10 protein-coding genes are annotated in these 12906 nt (G+C 63.1%); 4 read left to right on the top strand and 6 right to left on the bottom strand.

Going from position 1 to position 12906, the window contains the following annotated elements:
- Positions 1 to 20 precede the first annotated feature (20 nt).
- From J6525_RS11545 to J6525_RS11530, 4 genes are all read left to right on the top strand, one after another.
- On the top strand, positions 21 to 1508 hold the full coding sequence (locus J6525_RS11545) for a glycosyltransferase (RefSeq protein WP_225644472.1): 1488 nt from the start codon (positions 21 to 23) through the stop codon (positions 1506 to 1508).
- Between the two features lie 10 nt (positions 1509 to 1518).
- Positions 1519 to 2268: a class I SAM-dependent methyltransferase gene (locus J6525_RS11540; protein ID WP_225644470.1), complete on the top strand. Its 750-nt coding sequence runs from the start codon at positions 1519 to 1521 to the stop codon at positions 2266 to 2268.
- Between the two features lie 2 nt (positions 2269 to 2270).
- The gene (locus J6525_RS11535; protein WP_225644468.1) at positions 2271 to 4865 is read left to right on the top strand and encodes a hypothetical protein; all 2595 of its coding nucleotides are present in this window, start codon (positions 2271 to 2273) and stop codon (positions 4863 to 4865) included.
- 205 nt (positions 4866 to 5070) lie between these two features.
- The gene (locus J6525_RS11530) at positions 5071 to 6792 is read left to right on the top strand and encodes a caspase family protein (RefSeq protein ID WP_225644466.1); all 1722 of its coding nucleotides are present in this window, start codon (positions 5071 to 5073) and stop codon (positions 6790 to 6792) included.
- Positions 6793 to 6905: 113 nt separating this feature from the next.
- Here the strand turns inward: J6525_RS11530 and J6525_RS11525 are convergent, their stop codons facing one another.
- The 6 genes from J6525_RS11525 to J6525_RS11500 form a co-directional block, all read right to left on the bottom strand.
- Positions 6906 to 8024, bottom strand: coding sequence for a cobalamin-independent methionine synthase II family protein (locus tag J6525_RS11525; RefSeq protein ID WP_225644464.1), 1119 nt, complete (start codon positions 8022 to 8024; stop codon positions 6906 to 6908).
- A gap of 31 nt (positions 8025 to 8055) precedes the next feature.
- The gene (locus J6525_RS11520) at positions 8056 to 8772 is read right to left on the bottom strand and encodes an ABC transporter ATP-binding protein (RefSeq protein WP_225644463.1); all 717 of its coding nucleotides are present in this window, start codon (positions 8770 to 8772) and stop codon (positions 8056 to 8058) included.
- The gene (locus J6525_RS11515; protein ID WP_225644461.1) at positions 8765 to 9517 is read right to left on the bottom strand and encodes an ABC transporter ATP-binding protein; all 753 of its coding nucleotides are present in this window, start codon (positions 9515 to 9517) and stop codon (positions 8765 to 8767) included. The genes J6525_RS11520 and J6525_RS11515 overlap by 8 nt, the downstream gene beginning before the upstream one ends.
- Complete coding sequence (locus J6525_RS11510; RefSeq protein WP_225644459.1) at positions 9514 to 10545, bottom strand: branched-chain amino acid ABC transporter permease; 1032 nt, start codon at positions 10543 to 10545, stop codon at positions 9514 to 9516. The genes J6525_RS11515 and J6525_RS11510 overlap by 4 nt, the downstream gene beginning before the upstream one ends.
- 7 nt (positions 10546 to 10552) lie before the next feature.
- Positions 10553 to 11422 (bottom strand): branched-chain amino acid ABC transporter permease, encoded by an 870-nt coding sequence (locus J6525_RS11505; RefSeq protein ID WP_225644457.1) that lies wholly within the window; start codon positions 11420 to 11422, stop codon positions 10553 to 10555.
- A 135-nt stretch (positions 11423 to 11557) separates the two neighbouring features.
- Positions 11558 to 12739 carry an ABC transporter substrate-binding protein gene (locus J6525_RS11500; protein WP_225644455.1) on the bottom strand — a complete coding sequence of 394 codons (1182 nt, stop codon included), beginning with the start codon at positions 12737 to 12739 and terminating at the stop codon, positions 11558 to 11560.
- Positions 12740 to 12906 lie beyond the last annotated feature (167 nt).

The following is a 12906-nucleotide window of genomic DNA, read 5'->3' as shown; positions in this document are numbered from 1 at the left end:
CGTGACTGTCGGAGATTGCATTGGCTTCTTATTCATCCCAGGCGAACACAGCGGCGACTTTGTCCAGCGAGCCGCGGCCGCTCAGCAACCGTAAGCGCGAATTCCTGGAGCGCATCGAGGCCACGCTTGAGGAACAGGAGCGCTGGCGGAAGATCAATTCGGCCTACTATGCCGAAGACCTTCAGTACATGCGCTTTCTGATTCCTCCTGGAAAGCGTGTGCTTGAACTGGGTTGCGGCCGCGGCGAGCTGCTCGCCGCGCTTGAGCCTTCTTATGGAGTGGGCGTCGACTTCAGCCAGGCGGCGATCACGCGGGCGCGCGAACGATTCCCCAATCTGCAATTTCATGAAGGCGACGTGGAAGATCCGCAAACGTTCGACGCGATCGAAGGTCCATTCGACTACATCGTTATCGCGGACACGATCGGGATGTTCGACGACATCGATGGGACGCTTGGGCTGATCCAGAGGATCTGCTCACCATCGACGCGACTGGTGATTTCCTATTATTCCCCCCTCTGGGAACCGATCCTCAAGATCGGAGAAATGCTCAGACTGAAGAGCCGGCAGCCGAAGATCAATTATATCGCCACCTCGGACTTCCTTAATCTGATGGATCTTGCCGACCTTGAGGTCATCAGGCACGAGCAAAGGCAATTGCTGCCGCGGCGGTGGCTCGGGCTGGGGCCCTTCATCAACCGGTTCATCGCGCCGCTGCCGGGCATCCGCAATCTTTGCTTGCGGACATATTTTGTTGGGCGCCCCATACGGCAGTTTGCCGACCGGAAGCTCTCGGCGAGCATCCTCATTCCTTGCCGCAACGAACGTGGCAACATCGAGAGCGCCATCAAGCGCATGCCCAGGTTCGGCAGCGCGCAAGAGATCATCTTCGTCGAGGGCAACTCAAGTGACGGCACCTTCGAGGAGTGCGAGCGGGTTCGCGACGCCTATCGGGGCGTTTGGGACATCACGGTGCTGAAGCAGGACGGCAAGGGCAAAGGTGACGCCGTACGAAAAGGCTTTGCGGCAGCCAAGCAGGACGTCCTGATGATTCTCGATGCGGACCTGACCATGCCGCCCGAGGCGTTACCAAAGTACCATGCTGTGATCGAAAGCGGCAAAGCTGAATTCGTCAATGGCAGCCGCCTCATCTATCCGATGGAAAACGAAGCGATGCGGCCGCTCAACCTGATTGCCAATCGATGCTTCGCCTACATCTTCAGCTATCTGACCAACACGCGATTGACCGACACCCTGTGCGGTACCAAGGTCCTGCTGCGAAAGGACTACGAGGTGCTGGCGCGCGAGCGATCCTATTTCGGCAATTTCGATCCGTTCGGTGACTTCGACCTGATCTTCGGTGCGGTGAAGCAAAACCTGAAGCTGATCGAGACGCCCATTCACTACAAGGCCCGCACGTTCGGCCAGACTCAGATTTCGCGCTTTCGCGACGGCTGGCTGCTGCTGAAGATGGTTGTATTCGCGTATCGCAAGCTCAAAGCCATATGATCGGTGAGCCGTGACAGACAATCCAGCCGGCTTGAACCAGCGCCAGATCGTTCACCGCGAAGTGTGGGAAACGAAGCGGGCGATTCGCCTTCTCTACCAAGACTACCATCGGCAGCTGTTTGAGAACTGTCCGGAGGGCGCGATTCTCGATATCGGTGGGGGCACCGCCCACATCAAACAAACTCGCCCGGATGTCGTCTCCGTCGACATCCTGCGCTTTCCCGGCATCGATGTGGTGGCCGACGCTCACCGGCTGCCGTTCCAGGGCGGCGTATTTGGCGGCGTGGTGATGCTCGACGTCCTGCATCATCTGGAGCGCCCGATTGAATTCCTCAACGAGGCGTCACGTGTGCTGAAGCCAGGCGGACGGCTCGTGATGATCGAGCCGGCGATGACGACGTTGGCGCGCAGGTTCTACGACCACTTTCACGAAGAGCCGGTGGATATGACTGCCGATCCATTCGCTCCGGTGCCGATCGATCCCAATCGTGACCCGTTCGACGCAAACCAGGCCATTCCCTCGCTGCTGTTTGCGACGGAGCCGGCCCGCCGGCGCGTGGAACAGACCGTGCCATCGCTGCGCGTGCGCAGCGTGGACTGGCACAGCCTGTTTGCCTATCCGATGAGCGGCGGATTGCAGAGATGGTCTTTGATTCCGGCGGCTCTGGTCAGCCCGACGCTGCAGTTTGAAAAGATGGTACCGGTGTTCCTTCGCAAGCACCTCGCGTTCCGAATGATCGTCGTGGTCGAGCGAGTGTAGGAATGCAGCAACTGCTGAGAACCTTCGCAACGGCCAGCGGCAGAGGCAGCGATTGGACGCTGGCAGGCGTCAGAATAGCCAGATTGCTGTTCTGGCCGCTGACCGCGTTGACCCTGGTCTCACTCGTGCTTCAGCTCGGTGTCTGGCAGAGGGAGTTCAAATTTCCCGGACCGTTCGGAGCAGAGACGAATCCGCCGCGCGCTTCACTGATATTGGGTGTTCCGCAGGAAGCGGCGCCGCCATGGTGGAGGCAACCGCTGGTCGGGGACAGCAGCGGGAAGCCATTTGAATCGATGCTCGAGCTGAGCATCAACGGCCACACGATGGGGCCCCAGCACACTCTGCACGATCTCATTCGGTCGGGTACTACGGCCGGCTTTAGCCACTGGGGGGATTACGTGATCTTCGCGCTTCCCCCTGACGTAAAGAATGATGCGGCGGCAGTAGCAACCCTTCGCTACAGCGTACGACCGAGAGCCTGGGTCTCCTCTGCACTTGCGATACTGTGCGCACTGCTCGGCTGTTTTGCGTATTCCGGGCCGCTCGGATCGTTCGTGAACCGGTATGGGGAGCGATCGAGGACGGCCCTGCTGGGAACACCCTATTGGATCCTGGCCGGGCTCTGCGGGGCCGCGTTAGTTGCCTCGGCGGCATTCGTCGTCGCCAGCCTCTATGCATGGGCGAGCGGCTATGCGCTGCCAACCGCCGCGCTGATCCGCTGGTCGCCATTAGCCAAATGGGCCGCCAGCAACGAGCCGTTTCTCACGTACCCGCTCTTGATGCTCGCCGGGCTCGGTGCGGTAACGACGTGGTTGATCGGCTCGAATGCATCTCAGCAGGTCCGGACAGAAGCACACGAACGGGCCCTGCGGCGGCTCCTCGCCTGGTCTGGATTTCCGATCGTCGCGTGTGCATTGGTCTTTTGCATCAGCGCCATGTGGGCGGGGGTCGTCAGACCCAGCGACCCCAGCGCCACGATTCTTGGTGGTCTGCTTCCGTTTTCAGACGCAAACGGCTACTTGGCGTCCGCCCAAAGTCAGGTGGCGCATGGCAGCTGGAGCTGGTTCGCACTTCGGCGGCCTCTGGCCGCAGCCTTCAGATCGGTTCTCCTGATTTTTGGCAACCTTTCTCTGCAGCACATGCTGATTCTGCAAGCCTGCCTGCTGGCAGGCGCGATTTGTTTCGCGACACACGCGATCATGAAGTGGCGCGGCGTCTGGGCTGGAATGGCCTTCCTTGCGTTGACTTATATCTACAGCCGATATTTCGTGCCGACAACGCTCACCGAACCACTGGGATTGTTCTGGGCGCTGCTGTCGATCCCATTTTTCCTCAAGGCCTTCCACGATCGCTCTGTCAGTGCAGCGCTGGTCGCGTTTGCGATGACAGCCATGGCATTGATGACGCGAATGGGAAGCATGTTTACGCTTCCTGCTCTCCTGGTCTGGCTGGTCTGGCAATTCGGTCGTTGCGCCAAAGCAAAGGTCAGGATTGGCCTTGCAGCTTCATGTGTTCTATTCGGCGTTCTCGGATTGAATTCCGTGCTACCACGGGCCTATGGGGCAGGCTCTGGTTCGACGACCACCGGCAATTTTGCCTACGTGCTCTGTGGCCTTTCGATCGGAACGACTTGGGACGGCTGCCTCAAGAAACTCGCCGCGGAAGGTACGCCTGTGGTCGGCAGCGAGGAAGCCATGGTCCGGCAACTCTACTCTGCCGCCTGGAACAATTTTCGTGCGAACCCCGTCGTCCTCTTTCAGCGATTGGCAGACAGCATCGGGGAATTCGCGACGACGTTTCCCGGCGTGCTCTGGCGAGGCTACGGATGGGTCGTCCAGCCGGACTGGCTGCCCCAGAACGTGCTGACGGCGATATGCATCGTCGGCCTTTTGTATGGCGCCATACGACGAGCGAACGCCGTCGAACTCACATTCTGGGCTCTTCTCTGGACGAGCATCGTGGCATCGTCCGCATTCATTTACTTCGACGATGGAGCCCGCGCGCTCGCAGCAAGTCAGCCGATGATGGCGCTGTTCTTTGCACTGGGACTGAGCAGCCGTACATGGACAGCGATCGCGTCCTCTCAACATTCGCGATTGTCACGAAACGGATTCGTTGGATTGCTCGTGGCGGCGGCGCTCTTCGTTTGCGTGCCTTGGGCAGCTCACCGCTTCTTTGTCGAGAAGATGGATAGCGCGAGCAATCCGTCAAGCAACAGCGAGTCTCTGGTCTTCGGCGGTCGTCAGATGTCTGGTTTCCTGGTCGTCGACGACGACCAGCCTCTTCGGGCGAACATTCCCTCTGTCCATCTTGCGGAGTTCGCGGCGATGATCGCTCAAAGCGGCGTGGAACACTATCAAGATCTGATCCATCCCATAATGCCGCCTCTGCCCTTTGGCTTCGTGTTTGCTCCACGCATGGAAAAAGGCGTGGTTGGCGAACCTCTGTACATCGTCCCGGCGGAAGTCGTCGAACGTCCCGACGTTCAAGCTTGGCATTTCGATTTGAAGCCATGGGGCCAGCTACATGCAGGATTTGGCGTGCCGTATTGGGTCTATGTCACGAAGGCGGAGCCGTGGCCGGCGACCGAGCGATGACATCCTGAGCTACGCTCGCGTGAGCCACCTCCCGGCCCTGACTTGCCGCCAAGCATGGTCCATCCTTTGTCGAGAACATGGGATGATCGCTGCATTCATTTTTCCCTCCAATTGAACCCCCTCCGCTCCCCGATCACCAAACAGGCATGACCGCCCCTTGGACCGCCGACGCCGATCACCATGACGGCCAGCACCCGGATGAGCGATGCGCCGTCTGTTCCTGATCCCCTGCCTGCTTGCGGCCGTCCTGTGGTCGGCGGCCTGCTTCGCCCAGGCGCGCGCCCAGTTCGGCCCGCTCTGTACGACCGAGACCAGCCTGGCCGACCAGATGATCGACGCCTGCACCAAGATCATCGCGCTGAAGGTATTTTCCGGCGAGAAGCTTGCCACCATCTATTTCTGGCGCGCGGTCGGCTGGAATAAGAAGGGCAACTACGCGCAGGTGATTGCCGACGCCACCGAGGCGCTGCGCCTCAAGCCCAGCACCGCCGTCTACAATTTGCGGGGCTCGGCCTATTTCGACAAGGGCGAGCACGACATCGCGATCGCCGACTTCAACGACGCGCTGCGCATGGGCCCGCCGAGCGGCATCATCTTCCACAACCGCGGCAACGCCTATCGCAGCAAGGGCGACTACACCAGGGCGATCGCCGACTACGACGCCGCGATCAAGGCCGGTCCGAAATCGGCCTTCTCCTACCAGAACCGCGGCTCCTCGAAGCAGGCACTCGGTGATCTCGACGGCGCGCTCACCGACATCAGCGAGGCGGTCAGGATCGACCCGTCGCTGCCGCAGCCGCTGATCAGCCGCGCCGTGATCTGGCGCGCCAAGGGCGACATCGCCCGCGCCATTGCGGACACGACGGAAGCGATCCGGCTCGCCAAGGCGAAGGCGCCGGTCAACGTCATGACGCCGCCGGGCAGCGTGCTGATCTCGGCCTATACCCAGCGGGGCCTCGCCTATGAGGCCAAGGGCGATGCCGCGCACGCCAAGGAAGACTACGCGTCAGTGCTCGAGGGCGCGGCCTCCGACGCCGGCAGCAAGGCCAACCAGGCCACCGCCAAGGTGCGGCTGGCGCTGCTGAAGGAGGCCGACGCCGCCCCGCGCAAGACCGCGGCGGCACCTGCCGCCGAGAGCAGCCCTGCACCGCCGGCGCCCGCAGCTGCTCCAGCCTCGTCCGCGGCACGCGTGCAGGCCGCGGCCGCCGGCCGCCGCGTCGCGCCGGTGATCGGCAACGGTGCCTATGCCCATGTGAAGGTGCTGCCCAACCCGCCCAACGACGCGCGCGCCATCGCCAAGAGCCTGCGCGAGATCGGCTTCACCGTCTCCGAAGGTCTCGATCTCGGGCGCGACGCCATGCAGCAGACGATCCACGATTTCCTGCGCGAGGCCGCGCGGTCGCAGATCGCGGTGGTCTACTATGCCGGTCACGGCGTGCAGGTCGACGGCCGCAACTACCTCGTGCCGGTCGATACCGAGTTCAAGGCGGGCGGGCGCATGACCGACGCGATGGTCGACATGGACATCATCATGGCCGGTCTCGACGATCAGATCCGTACCAACATCCTGATCCTGGATGCCTGCCGCAACAATCCGATGGCGCCGCAGGTGGCCTCCGCGGGGCTAAGCCGCGGCATCGAGGCCGGCTCCGGCCTTGCCGCGCCCGCCTCGCTCGGATCAGGCTCGACGCTCGGCGCCGGCACGCTGATCGCGTTCGCGACCGCGCCGGGCCAGGTCGCGCTCGACGGCGAAGGCGCCAACAGCCCGTTCTCGGCGGCACTGTCGCGCCATGTCGGCACGCCCGGCCTCGAGGTGCAACAGATGCTGACGCGGGTTCGCGCCGAGGTCGCCGCCACGACCAAGGGCAAGCAGGTGCCGTGGTCGAACTCCTCGCTGCTCGGCGAGGTCTATCTGGTGGAGAGGTGAAGCACAGCTCTCACCCGTCATTGCGAGCGAAGCGAAGCTCTATCCATGCCTCCACGTGGGGAAAGATGGATTGCTTCGTCGCTTCGCTCCTCGCAATGACGGAGGAAGCGGTCTTACTTGCCCCACACCTCGTTCGCGACCTCGACGGCGAGCCGCAGCTTGGCCCACTGCTCTTCCTCGGAGAGGATGTTGCCTTCCTCGGTCGAGGCGAAGCCGCATTGCGGCGACACCGCGAGCTGCTCGATCGGGGCAAATTTGGATGCCTCCTCCAGCCGCCGCTTGATGTCGTCCTTCTTCTCGAGCTCGCCGAACTTCGAGGTGATGACGCCGACCACCACGACCTTGTTGCCCTTGGGCAGGAAGCGCAGCGGCTCGAAGCCGCCGGCACGGTCGGAATCATATTCGAGGAAATAGCCGTCGTAATTGGTGCCGGTGAGCAGCGTCTCGGCGACCGGCTCGTAGCCGCCGGAGGAGATCCAGGTCGAGCGGAAATTGCCGCGGCAGACATGGGTCGTGATCACCATGTCGGACGGACGGTCGGCGATCGCATAGTTGATGACCCGGGCGTAGATCTCCTGCAGGCCGTCGGGATTGTCGCCGCGGTCGCGCGACTTCTGCAATTCCTCCTGCGAGCACAGATAGGCCCACACGGTGTCGTCGAATTGCAAATAGCGGCAACCGGCGTCGTAGAACGCCTTGACCGCCTTGCGGTAGGTCTTGCCGAGGTCCTGATAGAATTCCTCGAGGTCCGGATAGACCTCCTTCGAGATCAGCTTGCGGCCGCCGCGGAAATGCAGCACCGCCGGCGAGGGGATCGTCATCTTCGGCGTGACGTGCGCCTGGTTGGCGTATTTCTTCAGGAACCTGAAGTGATCGAGCATCGGGTGACGATCGGAGAAATCCAGCTTGCCGATCACCCTGATGGCATCGTGCCGGGTCTGCACGCCGGCGAACTGGATGCCCATGTCGGGATGGAACAGTTCGCAACCGGTCAGATGGCTGAGGAAATCGAAGTGCCACCAGGAGCGGCGGAACTCGCCGTCGGTCGCAAGCTTCAGGCCGACCGAGGCCTGCTTGTGCACGACCTTCTCGATCTCCATGTCCTCGACCTTGCGCAGCTCGTCGGCCGAGATCTCGCCCTTCTCCAATCTGGCGCGGGCCTCCTTGATCTTCGGCGGCCGCAACAAGCTGCCGACCTCGTCGGCGCGGAACGGAGGCTTGGTTCGCTGCATGGTCAACTCCCGGACGTTTCTCATGTGCCTTCTAATGTGCCTTGGCCCCGGAAACGCCGAGGTGGCGCTCGAGGACGGAGGGATCGGCTTTCAGCGCGCTGCTTGCGGCATCGTGCACGATCATGCCGCGTTCCAATATCACAACGCGGTCGGCCAGCCCCAGAATCTTTTGCGCGTTCTGCTCGACGATGATCGAGCAGATGCCGCCCGAGCGCGTGATGGTTCCGATCGCCTTTAACAATTCCTCAACGATGATCGGCGCGAGGCCTTCGGTCGGCTCGTCGAGCAGCAGCACTTTCGGATTCAGGGTCAGCGCGCGGCCGATCGCCAGCATCTGCTGCTCGCCGCCGGACAGCTGGTTGCCGAAATTGCGCCGCCGCTCCTTCAGCCGCGGAAACATCTCGTAAACCCGCTCGACCGTCCACGGCCCGGGCTGCGCCACCGCGGTCATGTTCTCTTCCACCGTCAGCGAGCGGAAGATGTTGCGCTCCTGCGGCACCCAGCCGATCCCGGCGCGGGCGCGCTGGTCGGGCCGCATCGCCGTGATGTCGCGGCCTGCGAGCGCGACGCTGCCGCCGAAGCGCCTGACGATGCCGACGATCGAATTGATCAGCGTGGTCTTGCCGGTACCGTTGCGGCCGAGCAGCGCGAGCACCTGGCCCTCCGCAAGCGCCAGCGACATGTCGGGCAGCACCACCGCCTCGCCGTATCCGGCACGCAGGCCCTGGATGGAAAGAAGGTCAGGCATCGGCGGCCTCGCCGAGATAGACCGCCCTCACCTGCGGATCGCGCGCGACCTCGTCGGGCGCGCCCTCGGTGAGCAGGCCGCCATTGACCAGCACAGAGATGCGGTCGGCGAAGGAGAATACGAGGTCCATGTCGTGCTCGATCAGGAGCACGGTGACGTCGCGCGGCAATGCCGCCACCGCCGCGAGGATGTCGTGGCGCTCGCTCTCGGGCACGCCGGCCGCGGGCTCGTCGAGCAGCAGCACCCGCGGCTTGGCGGCGATCGCGACCGCGATCTCGAGCAGTCGCTGCTTGCCATAGGGCAAGGTCGAGGTGAGTTCCGTCATCACGTCGAGCAGATGGAAGCGCGACAGGATCTCGGCGATCTCGGCGTTGACGTCGCTCCGGGTCCCCATCCGCCGCCACCAGTCGCCGCCGCGGCCCATCCGTTCGGAGACCGCAAGCCCGATGGTCTCGAGCGGGGTCAGGTCGGGATAGAGCTGGTTAATCTGGAAGGTGCGCGACAGCCCGCGCAGCACCCGCTTGTGGACGGACAGGCCGGTGATGTCGCTGCCTTCGAGGAGAATGCGCCCGCTGTTCGGCGTCAGCACGCCGGTCAGCTGATTGATCACAGTGGTCTTGCCCGCGCCGTTCGGCCCGATCAGCGCGTGGCGGGCCCCCTGCATGACCTTGAGCGAAAGATCGCGGGTGACGCGAAGAGCGCCGAAGGATTTTTCGAGGCCGCGTGTTTCCAGCGCGATCGTCATGACGCGTCGCTCTCCGGCACGGCAACGGCGGCCTTGCGGCCGGCGAACTGGCGGATGATCAGGTTGGGCACGAACAGCACCCAGCGATGGATGCGCGCGCGGCCGACCAGCACGATCACGACCAGCACGAGGCCGATCCAGAACAGCCAGTATTGCGGGGTGATGCTCTGAAACAGCTCCTGCAGCATCTTGAACACGACGGCGCCGATGAGGCCGCCATAGAGATAGCCGGTGCCGCCGATCACCAGCACCAGCATCAGGTCGGCCGAGCGCTCGAAGGAAAACACGTCGAGCGAGGCAAGCGCCGTGGTCTGGGTGAACAGCGCGCCGGCGATCCCGGCATAGAAGGCGGCAAGCGTATAGACCGCGATCAGGCGGCGGTTGACCGGCACGCCGATCGCGGCCGCGCGCAGCGGATTGTTCCGGATCGCGCGCAGCGACAGACCGAACGGCGAATGCACAATGCGTCGGGCGAGCAGGAACAGGATGAACAGCACGATCAGCGAGTAGAAGAACCCGGTCTTGCCGAACATGTCGAAGGTGAACAGACCGAGGATCGGCTGCATCTCGATGCCTTGCAGCCCGTCAGTGCCGCCGGTGATGTTCGAGAAGCGTTCGGCGAGCGCTTCCAGCAGCAACGCAATACCGAGCGTCACCATCAGCCGCGTCAGGTCGACGCCGCGGATGACCAGGAAGCTGGTCAGGAAGCCAAGAACCGCCGCAACCAGACCGGCGGCGACCAGCGCGATCACGGGCTCGTTGATGATGCCGTGCAGCGCCAGCAAGCCGGCCGAATAGGCGCCGACGCCGAAGAAGGCCGCGTGGCCGAGCGAAACGATCCCGGCGTAGCCGAGGATCAGGTCGAGCGACAGCGCGAACAAACCGAGCCGTACGATGTCGGTCATGATCAAATAGCGCGACGGGAACACGAAGGCGCAGGCGAGCGCCAGCGCCCAGAACGCGACCTCGCTGACCCGCCAGCGGGCGCTGGCCATCGCGTGAGTGGAAACGTCTGATAGCGCCGTCATGAGCGCCTCACCGCGCAGCGGTGCGGCCGAACAGGCCGTTCGGACGCCAGAGCAGGATCACGATCATGACGGTGTTGATCACGAACGGACCGAGCTTGGGCACGTAATACTTGCCGGCGACATCGGCGATGCCAAGCAGCAGCGACGCCAGGAACGGACCGGTGATCGAGGACGAGCCCCCGACGGTGACGACGATCAGGAAGTAGATCATGAATTTCAACGGGAAATACGGATCGAGCCCGAGGATCTCCGTACTCAGCGCACCGCCGAGGCCGGCGAGGCCGCAGCCGAAGGCAAAGGTGAAGGCGAACACCTGCGGCACGTTGATGCCGAGCCCGATCGCAGCGCGCGAATCGTCGACCGCGGCGCGCAGCCGGCTGCCGAACCGGGTCTTGGCGAGGATCAGTTGCAGCGCCAGCGGGAGCAGGCCGCAGATCACCACGATCATCAGCCGGTAACGGCCGATGCCGACGCCGAACAGGTCGATCTGGCCTTCCAGCGCCGCCGGCAGCTTGATGAACACCCGCGACGATCCCATGATGTAGTCGACCGCCGCGACCGACATGAACACCAGGCCGATCGAGAACAGCACCTGGTCGAGATGGCTGCGGCTATAGAGATGGCGGTACAGCGTGCGCTCTAGCGCGATGCCGATCACCGCGCTGCCGACAAAGGCGAGCGGCAGGCCTGCGAAGAACGGCCAGCCGGAATTGTTCACCAGCACGGCGCAGATATAGCCGCCTGCCATGGCGAAGGCGCCATGCGCGAGATTGACGAAATTCATCAACCCGAGCGTCACCGCAAGCCCGCAGGCGAGCACGAACAGCAGCATGCCGTAGGCGACGCCGTCGAACAGGTTGGTGAGGATAGAGGCCATGGAAAGAGGAGGAATCCCGATATTTACGCGCCATTCCGGGCCAGCGCGCATGCACTGAACCCGGAATCTTTTTCACCAATTTCGAGATCCCGGGTTCGCGCTAATGCGCGCCCCGGGATGACGCACTTTCGCGCGTCACTTCTTGGTCTTGCCGGAATCCTTGACGGCCTCGAAGGCCGCGAATTCGACATTGTAGAGTTCGCCGTCGACCTTCTCGACCTTGCGAATATAGATGTTCTGCACGATGTCGCGGGTTTCCGGATCGATCGAGATCGGGCCGCGCGGGCTCTCCCACTTCATGCCCTTCATCGCCTCGATCAGCTTGTCGCCGTCGGTCGCACCATTGGTCTTCTTCAGCGCCTCATAGATCAGATGGATGCCATCATAGCCGCTGACCGCCATGAAGCCGGGGCGGTTGCCGAACGCCTTCTTGTAGGCGACGACGAACTCCTTGTTCATCGTGGACGGATGCGCGGCCGAATAGAGATGCGCCGTCACCGCGCCGAGCGCGGCATCGCCCATATTGTTGAGCAGATCGTCGTCCATGACGTCGCCGGGTCCGATCACCCTGATGCCGCTCTTGTCGAGCCCGCGCTCGGCATATTGCTTCATGAAGTTGCCGCCCTGCCCGGCCGGCACGAATACGAACATCGCGTCGGGCTTGGAATCCTTCATGCGCTGCAGGAACGGCGCGAAGTCCGGATTGGCGAGCGGGACCTTGACCTCTTCGACGATCTCGCCGCCGCCGGCGGTGAAGTGCTGCTTGAAGAAGGTCAGCGCATCGTTGCCGGGCGCGTAGTCGGAGGTCAGCGTCGCGACCTTCTTGATGCCGTTCTTCACCGCCCAGTCGCCGATGATGGTGGAGGACTGCGCCAGCGTGAAGCTGGTACGCACGATATAGGGCGAACGCTCGGTGATGATGGAGGTGCCGGCCGCCATCACGACTTCCGGGATCTTGGCCTGCGTCGCCAGCGGCGCCGCGGCGAGCGCCGCGGGCGTCACGCCGAAGCCGGCGATGAAATTGACCTTGTCGTTGACGATCAGTTCCTGCGCGAGCCGCTTGGTGTTGTCCGGCACCGCGGCGTCGTCCTTCAGGATGATCTCGATCTTCTTGCCGGCGACGGTGTCGCCCTTCTGCTGCATGTAGAGCTTGATGGCGTTGTCGATCTGCTTGCCGGTCGACGCCTGACCGCCGGTCATCGGCAGGATCAGCCCGATCTTGACGGCGTCGTCCGCCCACGCCGGCACGCTGGCGCACAACCCGGGAAGCACGGCCGAAGCGGCGCCCCACAGCAACATTTTGCGACGATTGAACATCGACATCCCCCTCCCCCTTCTGATCTTCGGCGCTGAGCTTTAGTTCCGGTTGTTGGCTTATCTTAACCCAACCGTGTCACCGCCAAGCCGCAACGCGACAAGGCGTCTCCCCGTGCCCTCTGTCAATCGGACGATGGATGTGTGTCGCGCGGGACGCGATCGGACCC

The organism is Bradyrhizobium australafricanum (genome assembly GCF_020329495.1).
Lineage (GTDB): Bacteria > Pseudomonadota > Alphaproteobacteria > Rhizobiales > Xanthobacteraceae > Bradyrhizobium > Bradyrhizobium australafricanum.
Note: the sequence above shows the minus strand (reverse complement) of the source record. Positions and strands in the feature narration are given on the sequence as shown.